We start from the raw sequence: 26,543 nt of genomic DNA, 5'->3' as shown, positions 1-26,543 counted from the left end.
GTTGCGCGCGCCGTGATCCCACGGGCCGATGAAGACCTGCTGCGGGTTGGAGATCGTGTTGTAGCGGCCGAGGGTGCCGTTCACCGTCCCGGCGTCCTGCCAGCCGACCCGGATGAACATGGCCACGCCGGACTCCTCGATCTGTGGGAGATGGCCGGAGGGGCTGCGGCGGTGTCCGACGTTCGTCTCGCCGTAGGGGCCGAACGGGTCGTCCCGGAACTCGTACTCCAGCGCCGCCTCGAAGGGCACGGTATTCGCCTGGTGCTCCGCCACCGCGGCGGCGAGCAGCGATCCGTCGAGGTCCGCGTCGACCGGTTTCACGCCGGTGACCCGGCTCTGCACCTCGTCGCAGGCGGCCCCCATCGCGTCGGACAGGCCGCAAATATCGTTCAGGTCCTGCATGCGCGTGCGGTTCGACCAGTCCTCGAGGAAGCCGACCGTGAGCACGCCTCCGGGGAAGATGAGGTGGCCGAAGTTGTCGAAGTCGTTGAAGAGGGGCGCGACCGCCTTCACGGCGGGGTTCCGGTTGACCGCGAGCATCTCGGCCGTGTTCCCCGCGTAGGAGACCCCGTAGGCGCCCACGCGCCCGTTCGACCAGGGCTGATCCGCGATCCAGTCCGCGACCTCCCCGTAATCCGTGACCTCATCTTCGGCGAGCTCGAAGCGGCGGATCCCGAACGAGGCCCCGCTTCCCCGCCCATCCACGAGGACGAGCGCGTACCCGGCCCGGTTCCAGCGCTCCGCCTCGGCGAAGTTCGAGGTTTCCTCGAGGGGGACGCCGACCTCGCCGCGGGCGCGCCAGTAACGGGTCGCCCGCATCATCGCCGGGAGCCGGTCCCCGGGTCGGATGCCTTCGGGGAGCCACACATCGACGGCGATGCGGACGCCATCGCGCATCGGGATGTGAAGCGCCTGGTTGCGCGTGAGCGCGCTCACCGGACGACCGGTAGCCCGCGCGTCATCGCCTGCCGCGGACCTGTCGGCCGGGGCGGCGTCCCCGCAGGCCGCCGCAGCGACCGCCGCCAGTCCCGCGAGACGCCGCCTGGCCGCGCCGACGCCGCGCCGGCGCCGACGGCTCACCAGGCGATCGCGTGGCCGTCGCGGCGTGGATCCGATCCGCCGGCGAGCGCGCCCGTCTCCGCATCCCGGTACACGCCCTGTACGCCACCGAGGTTGCCCGGCTGGACGAGATTGTGCCCGCGGTCCGCCAACTCTCCGTACACCTCGGGCGGGAAGCCTGCCTCCAGGTACGTGACGGAGTCCTCCGGAATCGGCGTGAGCCCGCCACCCCGGTTGAGGCACATGCGGGGTGACGCGATCGCGAGCTGCATGTCCATCCTGCCCGCCGTCAGCTTCGTGATCACCTGCCCCACGGTCTGCGGGATCGTGTAGCCGCCGGCGGCGCCGACAGCCGCGACGAGATTCCCGTCCTTCATGACCACGCACGGCGTCATCACGCCCTTTGCCTTCTGGCCTCCCGCGATGTAGTTGACGTGCCCCTCCTCCAGGGAGAAGCCGAACATGTGGCCGTTGTTGAGGAAGATCCCCGTGTCGCCCGCGATCACGCCGCTCCCGTAGAGCGCGACGAGAGACTGGGTGAAGGCGACGGCGTTCCCCCAGCGGTCGGCGGAAGAGAGGCTCGTCGTCCCGAAGAACGGGAGCGGGGCGCCCGAGAAGGAGGCGATGCGGGCGGGATCGATCGTCGCCCGCTGTTCGTCCGCGTATTCCTTCGAGATGAGCATGTCGACCGGGATCTCCGCGTCTTCGTTCCCCGTGTTGTACCGTTCGTCGTCGATCAGAGCGAGCCGGTTCGCCTCAAGCCACAGGTGGGCGAACTCGGAGCTGTAGAGATCCATGTTCGTGAGATCGAAGCCGTCCATGATGTTGAGCGCCTGGAACATCGTCATCCCGCACGACCCCGGCGGCATGGCGTACAGATCGTGCCCCTGGAAGGTCGTCGTGATGGGCTCTCTCCATGCAACCTCATAGCCCTCGAGATCGGCCTTCGTCATGTGGCCGCCGTTCTCGGCGAGGAAGGCGACGATGCGGTCTCCGATCTCGCCCATGTAGAAGTCATCCGCGCCTTCACGGGCGAGCCGGCGCATGCTGGCGGCGAGTTCGGGCTGCCTGATGATCTCGCCCATCCGCGGCGGACGGCCGTTCGGGAACATGATCCGGGTGCTGGATGGGAACCTTCCGAGCTTGTCCGCGCTGCCGTTGGTGTGAAGCGCGTCGAACTTCGAGACGACGAAGCCGTCCTCGGCGAGCTGGATCGCGGGCTCGAACACGTCGCCGAGGCTCATCGTCCCGTAGCGTTCGAGGACGGCGGCCCAGCCCTTGAAGGCGCCGGGCACGATCGGCGCGCGGTACCCCATCTCGACATCATCCGGCGTGATCGTGCTCGCGGAGGAGGCCGCCGGCGCCCGGCCGAGCGCGTCGAGTCCGACGACCCGGTTCTCCTCCGCCAGGTAGATGAGCATGAAGCCGCCGAAGCCGCCGAGCCCGGACATGTAGGGTTCGGAGACGTTGAGCGTGGCGGAGGCGGCGACGATGGCATCGATCGCGTTTCCGCCCTGCATCATGATCGTCGTGCCGGCGAGCGAGGCGTAGTAGTCGGCGGCCGCCGTCACGCCGCGGCGGCCCCACACGGTGCCGTGCGCGGGGCCGAGCAGGCCGGGGACGTTCGAGTCGCCGGCGGGACCCCATTGTCCGATCCCATCGGGGGGCGCGGCGGCCGTCTCGGGGGCGCGGCAGGCGATCAGGCCGGATCCGGCGGCGGCCGCGGCGGAGGTGGCGAGGAAGTCCCGGCGCTTCATGGCTCGACTCCTGAGCAAGAGGAGGGTATCGCGGACCCTGATCCTAGGCCGCGGGTTGCCCCCCGCTCAAGACCCCGGCCGCGGCGTTCACCGGCGGCCGGGGTGCGAGCCGACCCTTCCGTACCGGGCTACGGCGTGACCGTCACCAGGCGATGGCGTGACCGTCCCGGCGCGGGTCGGATCCGCCGGCGAGGGCGCCGGTCTCGGCGTCGCGGTACACGCCCTGCACGCCGCCGGGGTTTCCGGGCTCGGCCAGATTGTGGCCCCGGTCCTCGAGCTCGTCGTACACCTCGGGCGGGAAGCCCGCCTCCAGGTACGTGACGGAGTCCTCCGGGATCGGCGTACGTCCGCCGCCCCGGTTGAGGCACATGCGCGGCGAGGCGATCGCGAGTTGGATGTCCATCCCGCCGGCGGTGAGCTTCGTGATCACCTGCCCCACCGTCTGCGGGATGGTGTAGCCGCCGGCGGCACCCACGGCCGCGACGAGGTTGCCGTCCTTCATGACGACGCACGGCGTCATCACCCCCTTCGCCTTCTGGCCGCCCTCCAGGTGGTTCACGTGCCCTTCCTCGAGCACGAAGCCGAAGGTGTGGCCGTTGTTGAGGAAGATGCCGGTATCGCCGGCGATCACGCCGCTCCCGTAGCCGCTCACGAGCGACTGCGTGAAGGCGACGGCGTTCCCCCAGCGGTCCGCCGAAGAGAGGCTGGTCGTCCCGAAGAAGGGGAGCGGAGCCCCGGCGAAGGAGGCGATGCGCGCGGGGTCGATCCTTGCCCGCTGCTCGTCCGCGTATTCCTTCGAGATGATCATGTCCACGGGGATCTCGACGTCTTCCTTCCCCGTGTTGTAGCGGTCATCGTCGATGAGGGCGAGCCGGTACGCCTCGAGCCAGAGGTGCGCGAACTCGGAGCCGTAGAGGTCCATGTTCGCGAGATCGAAGCCGTCCATGATGTTGAGCGCCTGGAACATCGACATCCCGCACGACCCCGGCGGCATCGCGTACAGATCGTGTCCCTGGAAGGTCGTCGTGATCGGCTCCTTCCAGGTGACATCGTACGACTCCAGATCGCCCATCGTCATGTGACCGCCGTTCTCGGCGAGGAAGGAGACGACGCGCTCGCCGATCTCTCCCATGTAGAAGTCGTCCGCGCCCTCCCGGGCGAGTCGGCGCATGCTCGCGGCGAGGTCGGGCTGCCTGATGATCTCGCCCATGCGCGGCGGACGGCCGTTCGGGAACATGACGCGCGTCGTCGACGGGAACTGACCCAGCTTCTCGGCGGCGGCGCCGTTCGTGTGAATCTCGTCGAAGCGCGAGACGACGAACCCGTCCTCGGCGAGCCGGATCGCGGGCTCGAACACGTCGCCGAGGCTCATCGTCCCGTAGCGTTCGAGGACGGCGGCCCAGCCCTTGAAGGCGCCGGGCACGATGGGTGCCTTGTAGCCTTCCGCGAAGTCGTCGAGCGTCATCGTTTCCGGGGACGAGGCGGCCGGCGACTTGCCGAGCGCGTCGAGTCCGACGACCCGGTTCTCCTCGGCCAGGTAGATGAGCATGAAACCGCCGAAGCCCCCGATCCCGGACATGTAGGGTTCGGAGACGTTCAGCATGGCGGAGGCGGCCACGATGGCGTCCACCGCGTTCCCGCCCTGCATCATGATCGTCGTACCGGCAAGGGAGGCGTAGTAGTCGGCAGCGGCCGTTACTCCCCGCGCGCCCCACACCGCCCGGTGCGCGGGTCCGAGCAGGCCCGGTACGTTCGAATCGCCGGCCGGGCCCCACTGCCCGCTGGCGGCGGTGGCGGCACCCGCGGTCTCGGGAGGCCTGCATCCGATGAGACTCGATCCGGCGGCGGCGGCAGCGGAGGTGGCGAGGAAGTCTCGGCGCTTCATGGCTCGGCTCCTGGGCAGGGGGGATCGCAGACCTTGATCCTAGACCCCGGGTCGCTCGTCGCTCAAGACCCGGCACGCGGCGGCGGGAACCCGCGCAATAGCCGCACGACTCCCGCCTATGGGCTATCGTAGACGGCATCCTCCTCGCCCATGAAGTCCCGGAGAAAGGGCCATCGCACGTGAACGACCCCGTCATCGCCGACCCGCGCCGCCCCGAAGGTACGGTCATCGCCGCCCTCCGTGGCCTTGAGGGACGCGCCACCCTAGGCGATGTCGTCTCCGCCACCGGATTGCCGGACCACGAGGCCGAGGTCACCCTCCGGTCTCTCCTGGAGACGCACCGCGGCCACCTCGAGGTCTCCGATTCGGGCGACCTCCTCTACCGGTTCGATCCCTCGCTCATCGAGCGGGACGCGGAGCTGTTCTGGGCCCGCTTCCGCAGAATCGCCTGGTCGGCCTTCAAGGTCGGCTTCAAGATCTGGACGGCGGTCATGCTGGTCGCTTACTTCGTCGTCTTCGTCGTGATCCTGATCGCGCTGATGACCGCCAACCGTGACGGCCGCGGCTCCGGGGGACGCAGGGGCTTCAGCCTGGGGGACCTCTTCATCCTCCACTGGCTGCTCGGAGGACGCGGGTGGGACCGAAGGGGCCTCTACTACGGCGATCACCATGCCAGGCGGCTCCCGAAGGACGCCCGCCCGCCCTTCTACAAGAAGGTCTTCGCCTTCATCTTCGGCCCCGAGGAGCCCAGGCCGACGCAGCTCCAGAAGGATCGCACGGTCGTCCAGCTGATCCAGGCGCGGAAGGGCGTCCTGACGTCGTCGGAGCTGATTGAGCACACCGGCCTGTCGATCGACGACGCCGTCGAAGAGATGGGACGACTTACGGGGGCCTACGGAGGCGACCCGCGGGTTTCGGACGCGGGCGAGGTCGTGTACGCCTTCCCCGAGCTGATGAAGAGCGCTCATGGGGCGGTCCGGGCGCGAGAGCCGAAACCGGCATGGATGCGGCTGGAGTACCCCAAGAAGCTGACGGGCAACAGCGGCGGGGCCAACGTCGGCATCGGCGCCATGAACGGCTTCAACCTGGCGATGGCGAGCGTGCTCGGGCTGCCCTCGTCTTTGGATCCGGTCACCTTTTATGGGCTGGGCGTCGTGCCGTTCGCCTTCAGCAGCCTCTTCTTCGCGATCCCCATCGTCCGCTCGTTGTCGCTGGCGGGGGAGAACCGTGCGCGCATGCGGCGCAACGTGCGGCGGCTGCTCGTGGGGCTGGTCTACTCGCGCAGCGTCGAGACCGTCCGGTGGGTCGCGGCCGCCGACGCGATCCGCCACGTGACGCGCGCACTCGCGGACCGGCAGGTATCGCCGAAGCTGGTCCTGACGGAGCTGGAGCGGCTGGCGGCCGAGTTCGGCGCGGAGGTGGAGGCGGAAGATGAAGGGTTCAGGTATCGGTTCCCCGCGATCCGCGAGACCTTCGTCGAGGCGGAGTTCATGCGGCGCCGGCTGAAGCTCCAGGAGCAGCGTCTCGGCCCCATCGTCTACGCCACCTCCGACACGGCCGCCGAGGCATCGCAACGGGACATGGACGCCTTCGACCGCGAACTCGAAGGAGCCCGACTCGATCTCTCCCGCTACCTCCCGTCCCCCACCCAGGTCGGCTTCGAGGAGGATTTCGAGGTGGTCATGCACCCGGCCCCTGCGACGCCGAGCGGGACGATCGGTCGGCGCCGGCCACCCCGGCGCGGATCTCCTCCCTGATCCCGTCAGCCGCCCCCGCGGCCTGCGACCCGAGCGATTATCCCTGTTACCAGGCGATGGCGTGACCGTCCCGGCGCGGATCCGACCCGCCGGATAGGGCGCCCGTCCCGGCGTCGCGATGCACCGCCTGCACACCGCCGAGGTTGCCGGGCTCGGCCAGGTAGTGGCCGCGGTCCGCCAGTGCCTCGTAGACCTCCGGCGGGAACCCGGCCTCGAGATAGGTGACGGAGTCCTCGGGGACCGGCGTTCGGCCCCCGCCGCGGTTCACGCACATGCGCGGCGAGGCGATCGCGAGCTGCATGTCCATGCCGGCCACCGCAAGCTTCGTGATCACCTGGCCCACCGTCTGCGGGATCGTGTAGCCGCCCTGGGCTCCGACCGCCGCGAAGAGGTCGCCGTCCCTCATCATGATGCACGGCGTCATCACGCCCTTCGCTCGCTTGCCGCCCTCGAGGTGGTTCACATGCCCCTCTTCGAGGACGAATCCGAACATGTGTCCGTTGTTGAGGAAGATCCCGGTGTCGCCCGCGATCACGCCGCTGCCGTACGCGTTGACGAGCGATTGCGTGAAGGCGACCGCGTTGCCCCACCGGTCGACGGTGGAAAGGCTCGTCGTCCCGAAGAACGGAAGCGGTGCCCCCGCAAAGGAAGCGACGCGCGTCGGATCGATCTTCGCCCGCTGTTCGTCCGCGTACTCCCGGGAGATGATCATGTCGACAGGGATGTCCACGTCTTCCTTGCCCGTGTTGTACCGGTCGTCGTCGGCGAGGGCCAGCTTCATCGCCTCGAGCCACAGGTGTACGAACTCGGAGCCATACAGGTCCATGCTCCCGAGGTCGAACCCGTCCATGATGTTGAGCGCCTGGAACATCGACATCCCGCACGAACCCGGCGGCATGGCGTGCAGGTCATAACCCTGGAAGGTCGTCCTGATCGGCTCCCGCCACTGGGCCTCGTAGCTCTCGAGGTCGGCCTTCGTCAGGTGGCCCCCGTTCTCGGCCAGGAAGGCGACGATACGGTCGGCAAGTTCGCCCTCGTAGAGGTCGTTCGCCCCCACGCGGGCGAGATGGCGCATGCTCGCGGCAAGTTCGGGCTGCTTGATGATCTCGCCCATGCGGGGAGGGCGCCCGTTCGGAAAGAACACGCGCGTCGTGGACGGGTAGCGGCTCAGCTTGTCGGCGCTCGACGCCGTGTAGCTCTCGTCGAACTTGGAGATCACGAAGCCGTCCTCGGCGAGCTGGATCGCGGGCTCGAACAGGTCGCCCATGCTCATCGTGCCGTACCGCTCCAGAGCGGCGGCCCAGCCCTTGAAGGCGCCGGGCACGATGGGCGCCTTGTAGCCCATCGCGAAGTCGTCGAGCGTCATCGTCTCCGGCGACGAGGCGGCGGGCGACTTGCCGAGCGCGTCGAGCCCGACGACGCGGTTCTCCTCGGCCAGGTAGATGAGCATGTAGCCGCCGAAGCCCCCGATGCCGGACATGTAGGGATCCGACACGTTCAGCGTGGCGCACGCGGCGACCATCGCGTCGATCGCGTTCCCGCCCTCCATCATCGTCTTCGTGCCGGCGAGCGAGGCGTAGTAGTCGGAGCAGGCCGTCACGCCCGTCCGGCCCCATACGGTCCCGTGCGCGGGCCCGGCCAGACCGGGGACGTGCGAGTAATCACCGGAACCCCACTGCCCGGAGGTGACGGGCGGGGCGGCGGACGTCTCGGGTGTGCGGCAGGCGACGAGGCCCGAGCCGGCGGCGGCCGCGGCGGAGGTGGCGAGGAAGTCTCGGCGTTTCATCGGACGGCTCCTGGCAAGGGGATCGCAGACTTCTATCCTGGACCCGGAACAGCCCTCCGTTCAAGACGCCTACAGCTTGATGTCGCCGCCCGGGTCGCGCCGTCGCAGGCGTTCGAGGACTTTTTCCGCCTCCCGTAGCCGGGCGCGGCGGGCGTCTTCGTCGAGCACCGCCGCCGCCCAGTCGACCCGCTCGCCCACCTCTGGCACCCGTAGCACGGACCCTTCACGGCACTCGGCGGGCAGTGCACGAACGGGCACGTCCTCGGTGCGCTCGTCCTCATCGCGGACCAGGACGGCGATCGCGTCTTCCACGCGGTCGACGACCCAGGTGACGTCTCTCGGGACTGCGTCAGGTCCGTGTCGCCGGGCGTTCAATAGTCGAACACGAGCACCACCGCCCCGGTGCTGTCGTAGAGGGTCGCGGTATCGCCGTTGTTGTTCCACACGGCCTGGCGTCGGCCCATGTAGTAACGGTCACCATCGGCACGCCCGGAACCGGTGTGGACGACGAGTTGTCCGCCAGCCACCAGCACCGCTCCGGCGGGAAACCGGAAGCAATGATTGGCCCCGTCGCACAGCGACCAGCCCCCGATCGATCGGTCACCGGACTCCAGATTCCGGATCACGGCATATTCGCCGTTCGGATTTCTGTGATCGTTGCCCGGCGCATCGGCGTGCACCCAGAGTTGGAGTCGCACGTCACGCGGCGGGGCGGGGGCACCGCTCGGGCCGCGTGACGCCGCGGGCGGGCGGTCCCCCACCCGGCCGCTGAAGGCGACATCCCCGCCAAACGAGACTTCGTAGTCGCCGCTCTCGCGCCCCCGCACGGAAACGTGGCCGTGCCGATCCGTGCGGAAGACGGTGGCCCCCGACGCCTCGTAGGCGCGTAGGGCAGCCGGCCGCGGGTGGCCATAGTCGTTGTTGCTTCCCACCGAGATGACGACGACCCCGGGCCTGACGGCGCTCAGGAACTGCCACGTGAAGCCGTTGTCGCTCCCGTGGTGCGGCGCCTTGAGCAGCGCGGCCTCGCGGACGGCCCCATGATTCACGAGATGGGTCAGTTGCCGCACCTCCGAATCGCCGCTCAGAAAGGCCCTGAACTCGCCGAAACGCACGAACAGGGTGACGGAGCGATCGTTGTGTCCCGCCGTCCCCCGCGGGAGCAGCGGCAGAACATCGATCTCGACCTGGCCGAGCGTGAGCGTCCGCGGGGAGGCCTCCAGGTACGTGATCTCCGGGCGCGCGTCGAGCGCGGCGAGGAGCCGCCGGTAGGTCTGCGTCGTATGCGGCTCGCCGTTGTCCATGTAGAAGCGGACCGGGAACGCCGCGATGACACCCGCCATGCCGCCGATGTGGTCTGCATGCGGGTGCGTGGCGACTGCGAGGTCGATTTCGTTCACGCCGAACCGACGGAGCGTGGCCACGATATCGTCGGGCCCCGCGTCGACCAGCGCGACCTGCCCCCCGGGCGCCTGGATGAGGATCGCATCCCCCTGCCCCACGTCCAGAAACGTGATCCGGAGCACGGAGTCCGCCACAGGTGGGGCTCGCACCGCGCCGGCAAACGACCCCACCCGCGCATCAGCCGTCACGGTCAGGATGGCCGATAACGCAAGGATAGCCACGCAGGCTGAGGCCAGCGGAGTGGCGTTGGTCGTTCCGCGGGGTCTCGTCATAGTGACCGTCAAGATGACCGCTGCGTCGTCGATTTGTCACTCAATCCCCCACAAGCGGTTTGTTCCGCAGGGCGTGCGGGCCTTTCTGGACAGGCCGTCTTGCGCGGCGGGCAAGGGGCGAACCACTGTGCGGATTGTCCCGTTTTACCGCTGATGCCGGCCATCACCTCGGAGGTTCCGATGGCGCTCCCGTTCAGGATCGAGCGATTCTCCCGTCTTCCCGTCACGCTCCTCGTACCCCTCGCCCTCGCGCTGGGCGCCGCCGCGCCCGACCCGGTCACGGCCCAGACGGCCTCCGAACGCGCGGCCTCCGCGGCCTCGGTGCTCGACTTCCGGGAGCTGGGACCCGCGATCATGGGGGGGCGCGTGTCCGATCTCGCGGTCGTGGAGAGCGACCCGCGCATCTTCTACGTCGGCCTCGGCGCCGGGGGCGTGTGGAAGACAACGAACGACGGAATGACGTGGGACCCCGTCTTTGACGACCAGCCGACAGCGTCGGTCGGAGCCGTGAGCGTCGCGCCCTCCAACCCCAACCATGTCTGGGTAGGGACCGGCGAACCGGCAAACCGCCAGAGTTCGCCGTGGGGGGTCGGGGTCTTCAAGTCGACGGACGCGGGCGGCACCTGGACGCACGTGGGGCTCGAGGACACGCGCCATATCAGCCGGATCAAGATCGATCCTCGGGATCCCGACGTCGTGTACGTGGGGGCCGTCGGCCACCTGTGGGGTCCCAACGAGGAACGCGGCCTCTTCAAGACGACCGATGGCGGGGCGACCTGGGAGAACATCCTCTACATCGACGAACACACGGGGATCATCGACCTCGTCATGGACTACAACGACCCGAGCACGCTCTTCGCCGCGACCTATCAGCGGCAGCGCACGGGCTTCGGCTTCGCGGCCGGCGGCGGCGGGTCGGGGCTCTGGCGCACGACGGACGGCGGGGAGAACTGGACCCGGCTCGGGGAGGGGCTGCCGGAGGGCGAACTCGGCCGCATCGGCCTCGACATCTATCGGCGGGACGGGAACCTGGTGTACGCGATCGTCGAGGCGCACGAGGGCCAGGGCGTGTACCGCTCCACCGACCGCGGCGAGACGTGGGAGTTCATGAGCGATCGCAACCCGCGGCCGATGTACTTCTCCCTCATCCGGATTGACCCCAACAACCCTGAGCGGATCTACCTGGGCGGCGTCCAGTCATCGGCCTCGGACGACGGGGGGCGCACCTGGTGGCCGGGGAACGCGACGGACCAGATCCACTCCGACCACCACGCGCTGTGGATCAATCCCCACAACTCGAACCATCTCATCAACGGGAACGACGGCGGGCTCGCTTTCTCGCGCGACGGGTCCGTCACCTGGCGCTCGATCCGGAACATGGCGATCGGCCAGTTCTACGAGATCGACGTCGACATGAGCGACCCGTACAACGTTTGCGGCGGGCTGCAGGACAACGGGAACTGGTGCGCGCCGCACCGGACGCAATCCACCTGGGGCGTCCGCAACCGCGAATGGACGCACATGTGGTTCGGGGACGGGTTCCACAACCACTCCGACCCAGAGGATCCCAACATCATGTTCTCGGAGTCGCAGGGCGGGAACATGGCGCGCATCGACGTGGCCACGCGCGAGGGGCAGTCGATCCGCCCCTTCCCGCGGCCGACGGGGGACGAAGCGGAGGGCGAGGAGCGCAGCTACCGGTTCAACTGGGACTCGCCGTTCGCGATCTCACGACACGACCGGGCGACGATCTACCTGGGCGGGAACCACCTGTTCCGGTCGATGGACCGGGGCGGGAACTGGGAGGAGGCAAGCCCCGACCTCACGAAGCAGATCGACCGCGACACGCTCGAGATCATGGGCCGCGTCGTGACGGACGAGACGCTCTCGGACAACGACGGGATCGCCTCCTACGGCAACATCACGGCCTTCGCGGAGTCGAAGCACTCGCCCGACGGACTCTACGTGGGGACGGATGACGGAAACCTGCAGGTGACGCTCGACGGCGGCGCCACGTGGACGAATGTGATCGGTCAGGTGCCGGGCGTGCCGCCTCGCACCTACGTGAGCCGTCTCGAAACGTCACATGCGGTGGATGGACGAGTGTATGTGACCTTCGACGGGCACCGGAACGACGACTACGCCCCGTACGCCTACGTGAGCGAGGACCACGGGGCGAGCTGGCGGCAGATCACGGCCGGCCTCCCGGACGGCTGGTCGGTGAACGTGATCCGGGAGCACCCGCGGAACCCGAACCTGCTCTTCGTCGGAAACGAGATCGGCGTCTACATGTCGATCGACCGCGGTGAATCCTGGGCGCGCATGGTGAACAACCTGCCCGTGGTGCCGGTGGACGACATCGCGATCCACCCGCGCGAGAACGACCTTGTCGTGGGGACCCACGGACGCAGTATCTGGATCCTGGACGACATCACGCCGCTCGAGGAGATGTCCGCGGACGTGTTCGCCTCCGATTTTCGGCTGTTCGGCGCGCGGCGCGGCACGATGTGGTCGATGGGCATGGATTGGCCCTTCCAGCCGGCCACCTTCCACGCGCCCAACCCGCCCGCCGGGATCCCCCTGCGCTACTACCTGGGCGACGGGGCCAACTCGGACGGGGCGAACCTCGAGGTCCTCGACGGCGGCGAGGTCGTGCGCACCATGGACGCCGCCGGGGAGGCCGGCCTGAACGAGGTGCTGTGGGACTTCCGCCTCGATCCCGCCTTCGAGGCCGACGGCGGGGGCGGCGGTTTCTCGCGCGGGCCTCCGGCGGGGGCGGGGCCGCGCGTGCTGCCGGGCACCTACACGGTGCGGCTCACGGTCGGGGACGAGAGCCAGGAGACCGAGGTCGGCGTGCGGCTCGATCCGCGGCGCGACGCGAGCCGGGCGGCGCTCGTCGCGCGACAGGACGCGATGATGCGGGCCCACGCGCTGGCCGGTCCGGTCCGGGACGCGCGGCAGCGGATCGGCGCCATGAACGGTCGGCTCGACGAGATCCGGGCGCTGCTCGATGACGCGGATATCGAAGATGGCGACCGCGAACGGATCGAGGGGATCGCCGAGGCGATCTCCGGCCAACTCGAGGAGCTCGACGACGATCTGGATGACGCCGCCGGGGGCACCGGGATCTCGCAGATGGAAGGGTGGTCCGGTGAACCCACGGCGGATCAGTTGTACCGGATCGATCGGGCGTGGGAGGCGCTGCCGCCGGTGGCCGAGCGCATCAACGCGCTTCTGACCGCGCGCATGCCGCGGCTGGAGGCGTTGCTCGGCGACCTCGCGGTGACGCCGGATCTGGGCGATCCGATCCGCATCCCACCCCGGCGCTGAGGCCGGAAGGGCGGCGGGCCGTCGGCGGGCGGCCCGCCGCGGCGCTCCGCCCGAGGCCTCGCAGACGCAGGCAGACCGCGCCTTGAGCGAACGCACACCACCGCCGCAGCAGGCGAGCATCGCCGTCATCGGGGGCGGCATCGTCGGCAGCTGCCTCGTCGAGCACCTCGCGCAGCGGGGCTGGGACGATCTCGTCCTCATCGAGAAGGGTCCGCTTCCCGACCCCGGCGGCTCCACCGGTCACGCTTCGAACTTCATCTTTCCCACCGATCACAACCGCGAAGTGGCCATGCTGACGCTGGAGAGCCAGCGGCAGTACGAGGCGCTCGGCGTGCAGACGACGTGCGGCGGGGTAGAGGTCGCCCGTACGGAGGCCCGGATGGAGGAACTCCGGCGCCGCATGACCTCCGCGCGGGCGTGGGGCATCGACGCCGAACTCCTCGCGCCGGGGGAGGTCGCCGCACGGATCCCGTTCGTGAACCCCGCCGTCATCCTCGGCGGCTTCTGGATGTCGTCCGTGTCCGTCGTCGATGGCGTGCGGGCCGGAACGCTCATGCGGGAGCGAGCCCTGTCCCGGGGAGCGCTCACGATCCTGGACAACACCGAGGTTACGGGAATGGAAGTCGAGCACCGTTCCTCGGGACGCCCCCGCCTGCGGGCCGTCCTCACGGCGCGGGGCCGCATCGAGGTCGAGCACGCGGTCATCGCGTGCGGCGTGTGGAGCCCTCTCATCGCGGAGCTGGCCGGCGCCTCGATTCCGCTCACGCCGGCAGTCCATCAGATGGGGGACGTCGGCCCGGTCGACCTTCTCCGCGCCACCGGCGACGAGATCGGCTATCCCATCGTGCGCGACATGGACGCCTTCATGTACGAGCGTCAGAAATACGAAGCGATGGAGGTCGGATCCTACGCGCACCGCCCCATCCTCGTGCACCCGGAGGAGATCCCGTCGCGCGGGGCGTCGGAACGCTCCCCCACGGAGATGCCATTCACGGAGGAAGATTTCGCTCCCCAGCTCGAGCAGGCACACGAGATCATGGGAGAGTTGCTCGGGGACGCCGAGATGGGGTATGCGATCAACGGCCTTCTCTCCCTCACCCCCGACGCGCATCCGGTGCTGGGCGAGACCGCCGAGGTGGCCAATCTGTGGTCCGCGGCGGCGGTCTGGATCAAGGAGGGGCCGGGGGCGGCGCGACTGCTCGCCGAGTGGATCACGCACGGCCATCCCCGCCTGTGCGACCCGCACGAGTCCGACGTCACCCGCTTCCAGCCGCACGAGCGCACGCGCCGCCACGTCCGGGCCCGCGCCCGCGAGCACTTCAACAAGACGTACGGTATCGTCCACCCGCGGGAGCAGTGGGAATCCCGCCGCGACGTGCACCGCTCGGCGCTTCACGCGCGCACGGAGGCGCTGGGCGCCGTGTACTACGAGGCCCGCGGCTGGGAGCGCCCGCAGTGGTACGAGTCGAACACCGACCTCGTCGACCGGTACCGCATCGCGGACCGGCCGCACGAGTGGGATCGCCGATGGTGGTCTCCCATCATCGAAGCGGAGCACCTGCACCTGCGCGAGAAGGTCGGCGTCGTCGACCTCGGCGCGTTTCAGATCTTCGATGTGACGGGCCCCGGGGCGCTCGCCTGGCTGGAGGGAATGGCGGCCAACGCGTGCGACCGGCCCCCCGGGACGTCCATCTACACTCCGCTGCTGACGCCGGACGGGGGCTTCAGGGCCGATCTCACGATCCAGCGGCTGGCGGCGGACCGTTTCCGCGTCGTGACCGGCGCCTTCGACGGGGCGCGGGACGCGGCCTGGTTCCGCAAACACCTGCCGGACGAAGACTCCGTCCACTTCGAGGACCTCTCGGCGGAACTCTGCGCGCTGGGCGTATGGGGCCCCGGGGCCGAGGCGCTTCTGGGGAGGATCTCCGGGGCGAAGCTCTCGCAGGCCGCGTTCCCGTACGCCTCCGTGCGCGATGTCTCTCTGGACGGGATTCCCGTCACCATGTGCCGGATCTCGTATGTCGGGGAGAGCGGGTGGGAGATCTACGTGGAGGCCGGGCTCGCCACGCGGGTGTGGGACGCCGTGCGGGAGGCGGGCAGGCAGTACGGCCTGCGGCCCGTGGGCGCCGGAGTCTACGGCACGACCGGCCGCATGGAGAAGGGCTATGCCCTCATGGGGGCCGAGCTCACCTCGGAGTATTCGCCCGTTGAGGCGGGCCTGGCGAGGCCGCGCGTGAAGCGGGCGGACTTCATCGGCAGGGCCGCCTACCTGAAAGCCCGGGAGGCGGGGCCCGCGGCGCTGCTTCGCACGCTCACCATGGACGATCACGCCGACGCTTCCGGCCTCGCCCGCTTCCCCACCGGAGGCAACGAGCCGCTGCTGGGGCCGGACGGGGAGCGGATCGTCGACGCGCGCGGAAGGGAGTCCCGCATCACGTCGGCCGGGATGGGTCCCTCCGTGGGGAAGTACCTCCTCATAGCATACCTCCCGCCGGAACTCGCCGCCCCGGGAACGCGGCTCCGGGTCCTCTACATGAACGAGGCCTTCCCGGTCACCGTGGCGACCGATACCGCGCTCTTCGACCCGACCGGGACCCGCATGAGATCGTAACCCGGGGAGGCCGCGGCGCCCCGGCCTCCGAGCACCGGGCTACCTCGCCGCGTCGCGGCCCTGGGCGAGGGCGACCTCGCGGGTGCTCGGGTTCGCGGACGGGCGGAAAGGGACCTCGCACACGCGGGCGGAATCGGGCTTGCCACGCTCGCTCGCGTACTCGTCCGGGAGCCACACCGCGAGTTCCGTGCCGATGGCGGCTTCGGCGGGCGGGACGTACCCGAGGGCGATGTTGCTGCCCAACTCGGGCGCGTACCACGGAGACGTGAGGTACCCCACCGGATCGCCGCCGTCCGCGCGCGAGACGTGCCAGAAGTCGGGCGCATAGTCGTCGATCGGCCTGCCGCCCAGCTTCATCCCCACCATCACGAGGGCGAACGGGGTGCGTCCCGCCTCGATCTCGGCACGCTGGCGCTCCAGTGCGGCGCGCCCGATGTAGTCGCCGGGCTTCTCGCGCGGCACCTGGTAGGCGAGATTACACTGGAAGGGGCTCGTCTCGTGGTCGATGTCCTGTCCCCAGGAGAGAATCCCGGCCTGGATGCGGCGCTGGTGCCCGGGGGCCGTGACCATCAGTTCGTGCGCCTTCCCCGCCTCCAGCACGGCGCTCCACAACTTCTCCGCGTGCAGCGTCGCGTCCCTCAGGTAGATCTCGTACCCCTTCTCCCCGGAGAACCCGGTCTGCGAGACCACGACGGAGCAGCCGCCGATCTCCGCCTCCAGGAGCCCGTAGTAGGGGATGTCCCGCACCGCATCGCCCACAAGGTCGACCATGAGATCGAGCGATCTCGGCCCCTGGATCTGCAGGGGACAGACATCGACCTCATCGATCTCTACGCGCATGCCGAGCCCGACGCTCACGCCCTGGAGCCAGAACATCAGGTCGGAGTCGGCGAGCGAGAACCAGAACTCGTCCCCGGAGAGCCGCAGGAGGACCGGGTCGTTGAGGATCCCGCCGCGCTCGTTGCACAGGATGACGTACCGCGCGCGCATCGGATCGATCCGGGTCGCATCGCGCGTGATCACGTAGTCGACGAAAGCCTCCGCATCCGCCCCCTGGACCCGGATCTGCCGCTCCACGGCGACGTTCCACATCGTGACGCGGCGGGTGAGCGCCTCGTGCTCCACCGCGGCGCCCCCATCCTCGGGCCGCACGTAGCCGCGGGGGTGGTACACGCGGTTGTAGGTCGTGGCCCGCCAGCAGCCCGCCTCGTGGGAAAGGTGCCAGTAGGGCGACTTCCGGACGCGGGTGGAGATGAGCAGTTCGACCGGCGTACGTCCGCTCTGTCGGAGGTTGATGGGCACGACCCGGTCCGACTGGTCCACGCTTGCGGGCTGCCCCGCTCCCGTTCTCGCCATCGAACATCCTCTTGTCTAAGTGCCGGAGGCCGGTCCTGGCGCCGGCTACAGCCTTCGCTAACGGTAGATGTCGCCGCGGTGCCCGATTTTCAGGATGATGATGATCAGGGTCTGCGTGCCGACGCTGTAGAGAATCCGCCAGCGTCCCACGCGCAGGCGGAAGACATCGTCATAGCCCGCGAGTTTCCTCGTTCCCCGCGGGTAGGGGTCGAGCGCCAGACTCGACATCCTGTGCGCCACCCGCTCCCGATCCGCGCGGGGAAGCTTGCGAAGCTGTTTCTCCGCCGTTCGTGAGATCTCGATCTCATAACGAGCCATCGATGCCGAGTTCTCTGAGGACGTCCGCCAACGGGCGGGTAGGTTCGTGCCTGATCTTCTTCAGATCCTCGATGTCCTCAAGCTCCTCCAGGCGATCGAGCAGCGCCTCCTGCACGAAGTGATTCATGGCGACGCCCCTCGGCTTGCAGTATCCATCCACCGCGTGCTTCACGGCGGCATCCACCCGGACGTTGATCTGTACCTTTTCCATCGTACCTCTCGTTCCGTCAAGACGGGAACCGATGTGCGATGATAGCAAGTGCTATCATACGGTACAAGCGCGACCCTCCGACCGAGGGCCTTTAGCGGCATCTACAGGTTCTTCCAGTCCGCGAGGATCTCCGCGTCGCGGTCGAGGTTCAACTGGAGTTGCTCCCGGCGTTCTTCCGGTTCGCCCAGGAACCAGTCGAGCGTCTCGCGCGCGGTGACGGCGAGGGGACGGAAGCGCAGCCCCGCCTCGACGCCCCGGTGCGAGCGGACCTGCGCCAATCCCCGCGTCGGGCCGCGATGCGAGTACCAGAGGGGGAAGCGCACGGGCGGCTCCCGGTTCCGGAGGAAGGCTTCGTCCACCCATGTGAACGACACGCGGGACGTCGTGACGGCGCGGATTCCGTACAGGAACTCGTCCATCCGGGTCCCGTCGAGCGTCGGCCCGGCGACGTTGAAGGTCCCGCCGGTGTCCTCCTCCAGCAGGTGCATGCAAAACTCGGCCAGATCCCGCACATCGATGAACTGCACCGGGTTGTCCATGTCGCCCGGCGCGATCACTTCTCCCCCGTGGTGGACCCGGACCGGCCAGTAGGTGAAGCGGTCGGTGGGATCTCCCGGCCCCGCGACGACGTGCAGACGGGTGACCGTGCCGCGGTCGCCGTAGATCTCCCGCACCGCCTCCTCGCACAGCACCTTCAGCTCCCCGTAGTACCGTCCTACGTCCTCGCTCTCCGGGTCCGCCACCTCGAGTAGCCGCGCATCCTCCGGCAATTCGTCCTGATCGAAGTCGTACACGGAGCCGGTGGAGGTGAACAGGTACCGGCCGACGGCATCGCGCAGGAGGCTGCCCGAGTCGCGCACCAGGCGCGGGACGTAGCCGCTGTTGTCGATGACGTAATCCCATTCCTTCCCCCGCAGCGCGTCGAGCGCCCCGTCGCGGTCCCCAATGAGGGTCTCGACGCCGGGAAAGAGACCGGGGTTCGTGCGCCCGCGGTTGAAGAGGGTGACCTCGTGTCCTCGTGCGAGGGCGTGCTGCACCATGTGCGGGCCGATGAAGCCGGTGCCGCCCAGGATGAGCAGCCGCCCGGGCCGGGCCGCGCCTGCGGCCGCGTCCGCTTCGGAATCGGTCGATGGTCGGGTCTCCCCCGCGCATGCTGCGGCCCCTGCCGCCGGGAGGGCCGCAGCGCCCGCCACGGTCAGCGTGGTCCCCGCGAATTCACGTCGTGTCATCGTCATCGAACATCCTCTTGTTTCCGGTCGCCGGATCGCGCGGGAACCGCGAGATCCGGCAGCCTGCCACGGCGGCCATCCGGGCCGCCGTACGCTCAGGATCGCATCTCGCGCAGCGTCTCGCCAAGGAGGGCGATGTCCGCCTCGAACGACTCCGGGGCGAGCGGGCCGAAGGAGAACCGGAAGAAGCTCGACAGCGGCGAATCGTCGCCGAGGCGCTCCATGTCGCAGTCGGTACCCTTGAGGATCGCGGCCCCGCGCGTGAAGAGGCGCTCGTTCAGCCGCTGGGCGGTCCATCCGTTCGGGAGCCGGCACCAGTGATAGAAGCCACCGTCTCCCGAGAAGAGTTCGAGGCCGAGATCCTCGAAGGCGCGACCGTAGCGCTCGCGTTGCATGGCATAGAAGGCGGGGACGGCTTCCCGGACGTGGAGCATGCGCTCGGGGTCCAGGAGTTCGACGGCGTAGCACTGTGACGGATGGGACACGCCGCCCATCCCGAACGAGGAGAAGTTCGAGAGCACTTCGATGTGCCGCTTCGCCGCCACGGCCCATCCGATGCGGATGCCAGGCGCCTGCAGGCCCTTCGTGGCGGCGCCGACGACGAACAGGTTGCCGCGCTCGATGTCGTCGACGTGCGCGAGGGCGCTCACCGGCTTGTCGTGGAGAAGCTCATAGGCTTCGTCGACGAGGAGCCCCATGCCGTCCAGAGCACTGGCCTCCACGAGCGCCGCCAGTTCCTCGCCGGTCCGCGTCACGCCGGTCGGATTGCACGGATTGCTCAGCAGCATCAGGGTGCGCCCCTCCCGCGGTGCCGTATAGGCCGGGATCGGGGGCCGAAAGCCGTTGTCCGCGCCGCTGTGCACGAGGTGGTAGGGGCGTCGCAGCCGCTCGAGGACATCGTAGTACGGGGTGTATTCCGTGGACGCGAGGCGGACCTCGATGTCGGGTTCGAGGAAGAGCAGAAGCGCCACGATCGCGGGACGCCCGCCCGCGAACACCATCACGTTCTCCGCCGTGATCTCCACGCCGTACGACTGCCGGTAGTAGGCCGCGATCGCCTCCCTCAGCGCCGGGAGCCCCCACGCCTTGGGATACTTGCGGTGCTCGGAGGTCACGGTCACGGTCGACGGAAGTGCCGGGCCGTCCGGCAGGGCGACCGTGCGCGGGAATCCCTGGCTCCAGGGGTTTGTGCCGGGCTCGCCCATGTAGGTACCGAACGCCCCCAGGAAGGCGTACAGAGTCTCGTAGATCCCCATCGGGGGCACGTATCTCAGGTACAAGCCGGTCGCTCCTTCCGGTTGGCGGCCCGCCGGGAGATGGCCGGGCGTGGTCAGGGCACGGTCAGGGGGCCGGCGCTGCCTCCACGGTGAGCGTCATGAGCATCCCGCGGCTGTCGTGACCGGCCACATCGCACACCACGGTGTAGCTCCCCGGAGAGAGTTCGAGTTCGACGAGACGAACCTCCCCGGTATTCACGTCCGTCTCGGTCTCCCAGAGAACCTCCCCGCTCGCGGGGTCCACGAGCTTGAGGTTGTGCATCTCGAAGCCCTGGTTGCTGAGGCGGAGCACCGTAGGCCCCGCCGGCAGTCTCGACGGCATGCCGATCGCGTACTCGAGCAGCGCCACATCGACCGCGTCGGCCGCGTACACGGCCGACAGATCCGGCTCCGAGACGGAACCGGCCGCGTCCGGGGCTGCGGCCGCGCCGGGCGGATCCGCCGCCTCCGCGGGCTCCCCTTCTCCGCCGCATCCCAACGCGAGTACCGCCGCGACGACGAACATGCCGCGACGCACGGCTACCCGCGCGATCCGCGTCGCTGTCGGCGATCTCAGCGGGGACGGCCGCAGCACTTCTTGTACTTCCGGCCGCTCCCGCAGGGACACGGCTCGTTCCGCCCGGGGGCTTTCGTGGCCGTCGCCGGAGCGCCCGTCCGGCGGGGCTGCTGGCCGGCGCGGAGGGCTGCGCGGGCCGCGGTGTCATCGGGGGCCAGTTCCTGCACTGCGGCGGAGGCCGCGACGCCGGTCGCCGAAAACGCCGGCTCGCCCGCGGGGGGCTCGCCGGACGCGGCGGCCGGCGCGGGCGCCGCTCCCCGGCCGGGGGCCACCCCGCTCGCGGCGCCGCCGCCCGGCTCCACGGGACCGCTCATGCCGGTGATCTGCGGCGCCGGCGGCGGAAGCGGCGGCCGGCGCTCGATGCGCACGCGGAAGAAGCGATTCGCCACCGTCTGCCTGATGTCCGTGATCAGGCTCACGAACATCTCGTACGCCTCCTTCTTGTATTCGACGAGCGGGTCCTTCTGCCCCCACGACCGGAACTGGATCGAAGAGCGCAGATGGTCGAGGTCGTAGAGGTGGTCCTTCCATTTCTCGTCCAGCACCGACAGCACGATGAAGCGCAGGACCTGCTCCCAGTGTTCGTCGAAACTCTCGAGCTTGGCGCGGAACTGCTCGTGGGCGCTCTCGATCACCGCATCGTACAACTCGCCGGTTCCGGCCCAGTTGTCGGCGCTCGCTTCCTTCTCCGTCTCGGACGCCTCCCCGCGGTCCGCTCCGACCCTGGGCAGGAACTCGTTGTGCAGGAAGTACTCGATGAGGAGGTGCTCCCGCAGTCCCGGGAGGTTCCACTGGTCGTGCGAGCTCTCCTCGGGCACGTAGGCGTCCATCTCCTCGCGGATCGCCTCTTCGATCATCTCCCACGTCTCGCCCTTGAGGTCTTCTCCGCCCTCGAGCGCATAGAGGCGGAGGTCGTAGACGACCTCCCGCTGCTGGTTCATCACGTCGTCGTAGTCCAGCAGTCGCTTGCGCGCGTCGAAGTTCTGCGTCTCGACCCGCTTCTGCGCGCGCTCGACGGACTTCGTGATCCACGGGTGGCTGATGACTTCGCCCTCCTGCACGCCCAGGCGATCCATGATCTTCGCCACGCGCTCGTGCATGAAGAGCCGCATGAGGTCGTCTTCGAGCGACAGGAAGAAGAGGCTGGCCCCGGGATCCCCCTGGCGTCCGGAACGGCCCCGAAGCTGGCGGTCGATGCGGCGGGACTGGTGGCGCTCCGTACCCAGGATCTGGAGTCCGCAGGGCGGCTCCTCCTCGCACCCCCGCTCCTTGATCTCGGCTCGCGACAGGTCCGGTTCCTCGTCGGTACGGCCGAACGCCGGGGTGTCGGACCGGATCCCGCACACGTCGCACTGCACGCACGGCGAGGCGAGTTTGATGTCGGTGCCGCGTCCGGCCATGTTCGTCGCGATCGTGATCGCGCCCGGCTGGCCCGCGTTGCGGACGATCTCCGCTTCCCGGGCGTGCTGCTTGGCGTTCAGCACCTCGTGGGCGAGGCCGCGCCGCTTCAGCATGCGGGCGATGACCTCCGACACCTCCACGCTCGTCGTCCCCACGAGGATCGGAAGGCCCTCGCCGTTGATCCGTTCGATCTCCTCGATCAGCGCGGCGTATTTTTCCTTCTTCGTCTGAAAGATCACGTCGTCGTGATCCAGTCGCCGCACCGGCCGGTTCGTGGGGATGACGACGACCTCGAGGCCGTAGATCGCGTGGAACTCGCCCTCTTCCGTCTCGGCGGTGCCGGTCATCCCGGCCACCTTGTCGTACATCCGGAAGTAGTTCTGGATCGTGATCGTGGCGAGCGTCTGCGTCTCGCCCCGCACCTTGACCTTCTCCTTCGCCTCGACCGCCTGGTGGAGCCCGTCCGACCAGCGCCGCCCGTGCATCTTGCGGCCGGTGTGTTCGTCGACGATCAGGACTTCGCCGTTCTCCACCACGTACTCCACGTCCTTCTCGTACAGGGAGTACGCCTTCACGAGCTGGTGGATGACGTGGATCTTCTCCGACTTCTCCGCGTATTCGCGTTCGAGACGTTCGATCTCGCCGCGCTTCTCGTCCGTCGTCAGCGACTCGTCGTCCTCCACGTCCTGGACATCCTCCGAGATGTCGGGGACGACGAACGTCTCGGGGTCGTCGGGCGAGAGCACGTCGAGGCCCTGTTCGGACAGCTGGATCGTCTGCCCCTTCTCGTCCATCGAGAAGAGGAGCATTTCATCGATCTCGGGAAGCCGCTTCTCCCGCATGAGGTCGGCTTCCGTCCGCTGAATGAGCTGCTTGACGCCGGAGCGCGTCTTCAGCTTGAGCAGCCGCTTGTTCTTCGGCGCGCCGCGCTGCGCCGCGAGCAGCTTGAGCCCCGCGTCCCGGCGCTGCTCCGTATCCTCGTCGGCTCCGGCCTCTTCGAGCAGCTTCGTCCCCTCGGCCACGAGACTGTTGACGATCCGCGTCTGCCTGCGGGCGATCGCGGCCACCTGAGCGTTGTGCCGCTGGTACACGTCGCGTTCGTCGCGACCGGCGGGTCCGGAGATAATGAGGGGCGTGCGGGCCTCATCGATGAGCACCGAGTCGACCTCGTCGATGATCGCGTACGCGTGTCCGCGCTGTACGCGATGACGGAGTTCGATCACCATGTTGTCGCGCAGGTAGTCGAACCCGAATTCGTTGTTCGTCCCGTAGGTGATGTCGGCCTGGTAGGCGGCCCGCCGCTCGACGCTTCCCGGCGCCGTATCCTCGAGCACCCCCACCGTGAGGCCGAGATAGTCGAAGACCGTGCCCATCCACTGGGCGTCACGTCTGGCGAGATAGTCGTTGACGGTGACGAGGTGGACGCCCCGGCCGGGGAGGGCGTTGAGGTACAGCGGCATCGTGGCCACGAGCGTCTTCCCCTCACCGGTGGCCATCTCGGCGATCTTCCCTTCGTGGAGAACGATCCCTCCGATGAGCTGCACATCGTAGGGGACCATGTCCCACGCCATTTCGTTCCCCGTGACCTCGATCTCCGCCCCGAGGAGTCGCCGGCACGCCTCCCGCACGGTTGCGAACGCCTCGGGCAGAACCTCATCGAGCACGGCCTGCAGCGCCTCGTTGAGTTCGCCCTCCGTCGCCGCGATCCGTTCGGTGAGATCGGCGCGCCGCGCCGGATTCTCGGTGAAGCGACGCTTTTCCCGCAGCGCCTCGACGGCCTCCTCGAACTCGGCGGTCCGCTCCGCGATGATCGCCCGGAACTTCCCCGTCTGCGCCTTGAGAGCGTCTTCCGGGAGATCCGCGAGCCGCGATTCGTGTTCCTTGATTCTTGCAATGATCGGCCGCATGCGCTTCATCTCGCGCGTGAAGCGCGTTCCGAAGACCTGCGTGACGACGTTCTTCAACATCCGGGGCTCACTGGGTTACATGGCGCGCGGGGCGTCCGGCCCAGGCGCGCTCGACATGGTGTCGGATCGTTTCCGGAACGAGGAGGTGGACCGAACGGCCCTCCTCGAGGCGCTGCCGGATCCGGCTCGCCGAGATATCCACTCGCGTGACGTTCGCGACAACATACTCGATCGGCGTCGATTCCGGGGAGGGTGCGGGCTCCCGGCCGCCCCGCGGCATCACCGCGATGCGGGCCAGCTCCGAAATCCGGCGCCAGCGGTCCCAGCGGTGGATCGCCGCAAACTGGTCCGCGCCCATCGCGAGGACGAGCCGGTCGGAAGGAAAGCGCCGCGCGAGGGCTTCCAGCGTGTCCACGGTGTAGGAGGGACCGGCCCGCTCGATCTCCATCGGGCTGACTTCGATGCCGGGCAGGCCCGCAACGGCCCGGCGCGTGAGGTCGAGGCGAACCTCCGCGGGGAGCGTGACTTGCCGGTGCGGCGGATCGCCCGCGGGGATCACGAGCAGGCGGTCGAGGCGCAGCACTTCGACAAGATCACGCGCCACGGACACATGGCCCATGTGCGGAGGATCGAAGCTCCCGCCGAGGATGCCCGTCCGCCGGCCGGCCGCCGGGACTTCAGCGACGGGACCCGGCATCCCCCGCGCGGTCCTCCTCCGCCGCCGGATCTTCGTCCGCCAACAGCAACCGGGTTTCCTCGGACTCGGGAAACTCCGACAGCAGCCGCTCCCTCATGGTTCCGGCCTCGGTTTCGAACCCCACCTGGCTGTAACTGCGATACAATCGCAACAGGAGGTCCGGCAGGAATGCCCCGGTCGGCTCGTCGGCCAGCGATTTTTCGAAATAGACGATCGCGGACTCCGGCAATCTCATGCGATCCTGGTAGTACTTCCCGATTTCGTAGCTCTTCTCGGCCAGCTTGGCGCGCGCTTCCGCGATCAGGCCTTCAGCCTGCTCGCGGAAGGGGGTCGTTGGGAAGAACTGCAACAACCGCTCGCACTCGTCCAGGGCCCGCCGTGTGAACTCCTGGGAGAGGGTCACCCGGGGCGAGGCCGCGAGGTACGCCCGGCACAGCCCCAGCTGGGCGTCGTCCGCGAGGGGACTGTTGGGCCGGTTCGTGGCCATGCGCCGGAACTCCTCCACGGCGTCGAGTTCGTTGCCCGCCCGGAGTTGGCCCTCGGCTGCGAGGTACTGCGCGCTGTCGACGAGCGGATTCAGGGGATCGCGGACCATGAAGGCGAGGAAGCCGTCGGCCGCTCTCCGGTATTCCTCGGCGTCGAAACGATCCTGCGCCCACTGGAAGAGATCCGGCGGCGCCAGGTCGCCCGGGGGCCCGGAACTCGAACAGCCCGTGAGCATGAGGACCGCGGCGGCGAGCACTCCGCGGCGCGCCTCGCGCGGCGCCATCCCGGCCGGGAGCCTCATTCGAAGCCGAAGCGGATCTGTCGGATCCGCTCCTCCGCCCGCCGGACGAGAGCGTGTGTGCGCGTCGGGTTCAGTTCCAGCACGCGGGCGTAGTTGACGAGCGCCTCGTCCGTCTGGCCGAGCGCGAGGTGGAGTTCGCCGATGAGGAAGTGCGCCTCGACCATGTGCGTCCGCGGCTCACCGAGCTCGACCATTTCGGTCAGCTTCTCGAGGGCGGCCGCGGGGCGGCCCTCCGCCCGGTCTTCAGCCGCGGACACGTAGAGGCAATTCCCGTAGCGGTAGCGGGCGTCCTCGGGGTTCGAGCGGCTTTCCTCCATCGCCTCGAGGAAACTCCGATAGAAGGGCAGCGCGCGAGTGCATGCGCCGAGCTGTTCATACGCGAGGCCGACATCGTACAGCACCGCCGGCTCCGGCTCCCCCTCCCCGGCGAGGAGCGCGAGGCGCAGCGAAAGGGCACGTGCGTAGTCACCCTCGGCCGCATGATAGGCGGCCAGGGAGCGCTGGAGGTCGGCGGGAAGATAGCCCAGTCCCCAATCGACCAGAGGCTGGAGCGCGCGGGACATGTTCTCGGCCGCCCCCCGCTCCTGCGCGGACCACGCGAGTCCGGCGAGCGAGGCCGCCGCCTGATGACGCAGCCGGGGGTCGCGCTCCGCAAGCGTCTCGTAGACCGTGAGCGCCTCGTCGACATCGCCGCGCGCGGCATGGGCCTGCCCGAGCCGCAGGAGGAGGTCGTCCGTGTCCCCGCTCACGCGCCGGGCGAGGAGGTACTCGGCGATCGCCATGTCCGCGTCCCCGACGGCCAGGTATCGATCCCCGCGCACGACGGACCGGTCCACCGGATCCTCGCACGCCGCAACCGCAAGCGCCGCCAGGACCCCGGCGGTCCCCTGAACGATCCACTGTCGGACGGTCACCATGGACGCCCCTGCCGGCCTTCGTTCCC

Annotated in this window: 19 protein-coding genes; 3 read left to right on the top strand and 16 right to left on the bottom strand. The window is 69.0% G+C overall.

Annotated features, from left to right (window positions below):
* From RN729_RS13910 to ggt (RN729_RS13900), 3 genes are all read right to left on the bottom strand, one after another.
* Positions 1-1,080 (bottom strand): CocE/NonD family hydrolase (locus RN729_RS13910; RefSeq protein WP_310785702.1); only part of this gene is annotated, 1,080 nt, incomplete at its 3' end.
* Complete coding sequence (gene ggt / locus RN729_RS13905) at positions 1,077-2,816, bottom strand: gamma-glutamyltransferase (RefSeq protein WP_310785701.1); 1,740 nt, start codon at positions 2,814-2,816, stop codon at positions 1,077-1,079. The genes RN729_RS13910 and ggt (RN729_RS13905), both read right to left, overlap by 4 nt.
* Before the next feature lie 142 nt (positions 2,817-2,958).
* Positions 2,959-4,701 (bottom strand): gamma-glutamyltransferase, encoded by a 1,743-nt coding sequence (gene ggt / locus RN729_RS13900; RefSeq protein ID WP_310785699.1) that lies wholly within the window; start codon positions 4,699-4,701, stop codon positions 2,959-2,961.
* A 179-nt stretch (positions 4,702-4,880) separates the two neighbouring features.
* On the opposite strand from ggt (RN729_RS13900), the gene RN729_RS13895 reads away from it, so the two are divergent.
* On the top strand, positions 4,881-6,458 hold the full coding sequence (locus RN729_RS13895; protein ID WP_310785697.1) for a hypothetical protein: 1,578 nt from the start codon (positions 4,881-4,883) through the stop codon (positions 6,456-6,458).
* Between the two features lie 46 nt (positions 6,459-6,504).
* Here RN729_RS13895 and ggt (RN729_RS13890) read toward each other — a convergent pair whose 3' ends face one another.
* The 3 genes from ggt (RN729_RS13890) to RN729_RS13880 form a co-directional block, all read right to left on the bottom strand.
* Positions 6,505-8,244, bottom strand: coding sequence for a gamma-glutamyltransferase (gene ggt, locus RN729_RS13890; protein ID WP_310785695.1), 1,740 nt, complete (start codon positions 8,242-8,244; stop codon positions 6,505-6,507).
* A gap of 69 nt (positions 8,245-8,313) precedes the next feature.
* Positions 8,314-8,556 (bottom strand): DUF3006 family protein, encoded by a 243-nt coding sequence (locus RN729_RS13885; protein ID WP_310785693.1) that lies wholly within the window; start codon positions 8,554-8,556, stop codon positions 8,314-8,316.
* A 59-nt stretch (positions 8,557-8,615) separates the two neighbouring features.
* Positions 8,616-9,770 (bottom strand): lamin tail domain-containing protein, encoded by a 1,155-nt coding sequence (locus tag RN729_RS13880; protein WP_310785691.1) that lies wholly within the window; start codon positions 9,768-9,770, stop codon positions 8,616-8,618.
* A gap of 330 nt (positions 9,771-10,100) precedes the next feature.
* Between RN729_RS13880 and RN729_RS13875 the strand changes: the two genes are divergently transcribed.
* Both RN729_RS13875 and RN729_RS13870 read left to right on the top strand, forming a co-directional pair.
* Positions 10,101-13,250 (top strand): hypothetical protein, encoded by a 3,150-nt coding sequence (locus tag RN729_RS13875; RefSeq protein ID WP_310785690.1) that lies wholly within the window; start codon positions 10,101-10,103, stop codon positions 13,248-13,250.
* A gap of 82 nt (positions 13,251-13,332) precedes the next feature.
* Positions 13,333-15,861, top strand: a complete 2,529-nt coding sequence (locus RN729_RS13870) for an FAD-dependent oxidoreductase (protein WP_310785688.1) — start codon at positions 13,333-13,335, stop codon at positions 15,859-15,861.
* Positions 15,862-15,900: 39 nt separating this feature from the next.
* Here RN729_RS13870 and RN729_RS13865 read toward each other — a convergent pair whose 3' ends face one another.
* From RN729_RS13865 to RN729_RS13820, 10 genes are all read right to left on the bottom strand, one after another.
* Complete coding sequence (locus RN729_RS13865) at positions 15,901-17,217, bottom strand: glycine cleavage T C-terminal barrel domain-containing protein (RefSeq protein WP_310785686.1); 1,317 nt, start codon at positions 17,215-17,217, stop codon at positions 15,901-15,903.
* Between the two features lie 57 nt (positions 17,218-17,274).
* Positions 17,275-17,535 (bottom strand): type II toxin-antitoxin system RelE/ParE family toxin, encoded by a 261-nt coding sequence (locus tag RN729_RS13860; protein WP_310785684.1) that lies wholly within the window; start codon positions 17,533-17,535, stop codon positions 17,275-17,277.
* Entirely contained in the window at positions 17,522-17,746 is a 225-nt protein-coding gene (locus RN729_RS13855) for a hypothetical protein (RefSeq protein ID WP_310785682.1), read from the bottom strand. Before RN729_RS13855 ends, RN729_RS13860 begins: the two co-directional genes overlap by 14 nt.
* A gap of 101 nt (positions 17,747-17,847) precedes the next feature.
* Positions 17,848-18,975, bottom strand: a complete 1,128-nt coding sequence (locus tag RN729_RS13850; RefSeq protein WP_310785680.1) for an NAD-dependent epimerase/dehydratase family protein — start codon at positions 18,973-18,975, stop codon at positions 17,848-17,850.
* 95 nt (positions 18,976-19,070) lie between these two features.
* On the bottom strand, positions 19,071-20,255 hold the full coding sequence (locus RN729_RS13845; RefSeq protein ID WP_310785678.1) for a pyridoxal phosphate-dependent aminotransferase: 1,185 nt from the start codon (positions 20,253-20,255) through the stop codon (positions 19,071-19,073).
* Positions 20,256-20,316: 61 nt separating this feature from the next.
* Positions 20,317-20,769, bottom strand: a complete 453-nt coding sequence (locus tag RN729_RS13840; protein ID WP_310785676.1) for a hypothetical protein — start codon at positions 20,767-20,769, stop codon at positions 20,317-20,319.
* Between the two features lie 35 nt (positions 20,770-20,804).
* Positions 20,805-24,176, bottom strand: coding sequence for a preprotein translocase subunit SecA (secA, locus tag RN729_RS13835; protein ID WP_310785674.1), 3,372 nt, complete (start codon positions 24,174-24,176; stop codon positions 20,805-20,807).
* A gap of 7 nt (positions 24,177-24,183) precedes the next feature.
* Complete coding sequence (gene nadD, locus RN729_RS13830) at positions 24,184-24,813, bottom strand: nicotinate (nicotinamide) nucleotide adenylyltransferase (RefSeq protein WP_310785672.1); 630 nt, start codon at positions 24,811-24,813, stop codon at positions 24,184-24,186.
* Complete coding sequence (bamD, locus tag RN729_RS13825; protein ID WP_310785670.1) at positions 24,794-25,600, bottom strand: outer membrane protein assembly factor BamD; 807 nt, start codon at positions 25,598-25,600, stop codon at positions 24,794-24,796. Before bamD ends, nadD begins: the two co-directional genes overlap by 20 nt.
* Positions 25,597-26,517: a tetratricopeptide repeat protein gene (locus RN729_RS13820; protein WP_310785668.1), complete on the bottom strand. Its 921-nt coding sequence runs from the start codon at positions 26,515-26,517 to the stop codon at positions 25,597-25,599. Before RN729_RS13820 ends, bamD begins: the two co-directional genes overlap by 4 nt.
* Positions 26,518-26,543 lie beyond the last annotated feature (26 nt).

The sequence above is a fragment of the Candidatus Palauibacter polyketidifaciens genome, from assembly GCF_947581785.1.
In the GTDB taxonomy this organism is placed as follows: domain Bacteria; phylum Gemmatimonadota; class Gemmatimonadetes; order Palauibacterales; family Palauibacteraceae; genus Palauibacter; species Palauibacter polyketidifaciens.
This window is presented reverse-complemented; position numbering and strand designations above follow the sequence as displayed.

Bases quoted from the DNA above. Each gene is read 5' to 3' on its own strand.
- ggt (WP_310785701.1), bottom strand. From the start codon at position 2,816: ATGAAGCGCCGGGACTTCCTCGCCACCTCCGCCGCGGCCGCCGCCGGA.
- ggt (WP_310785699.1), bottom strand. From the start codon at position 4,701: ATGAAGCGCCGAGACTTCCTCGCCACCTCCGCTGCCGCCGCCGCCGGA.
- ggt (WP_310785695.1), bottom strand. From the start codon at position 8,244: ATGAAACGCCGAGACTTCCTCGCCACCTCCGCCGCGGCCGCCGCCGGC.
- RN729_RS13875 (WP_310785690.1), top strand. From the start codon at position 10,101: ATGGCGCTCCCGTTCAGGATCGAGCGATTCTCCCGTCTTCCCGTCACG.
- RN729_RS13865 (WP_310785686.1), bottom strand. From the start codon at position 17,217: ATGGCGAGAACGGGAGCGGGGCAGCCCGCAAGCGTGGACCAGTCGGAC.
- RN729_RS13860 (WP_310785684.1), bottom strand. From the start codon at position 17,535: ATGGCTCGTTATGAGATCGAGATCTCACGAACGGCGGAGAAACAGCTT.
- RN729_RS13855 (WP_310785682.1), bottom strand. From the start codon at position 17,746: ATGGAAAAGGTACAGATCAACGTCCGGGTGGATGCCGCCGTGAAGCAC.
- RN729_RS13850 (WP_310785680.1), bottom strand. From the start codon at position 18,975: ATGACACGACGTGAATTCGCGGGGACCACGCTGACCGTGGCGGGCGCT.
- secA (WP_310785674.1), bottom strand. From the start codon at position 24,176: ATGTTGAAGAACGTCGTCACGCAGGTCTTCGGAACGCGCTTCACGCGC.
- nadD (WP_310785672.1), bottom strand. From the start codon at position 24,813: ATGCCGGGTCCCGTCGCTGAAGTCCCGGCGGCCGGCCGGCGGACGGGC.
- bamD (WP_310785670.1), bottom strand. From the start codon at position 25,600: ATGAGGCTCCCGGCCGGGATGGCGCCGCGCGAGGCGCGCCGCGGAGTG.
- RN729_RS13820 (WP_310785668.1), bottom strand. From the start codon at position 26,517: ATGGTGACCGTCCGACAGTGGATCGTTCAGGGGACCGCCGGGGTCCTG.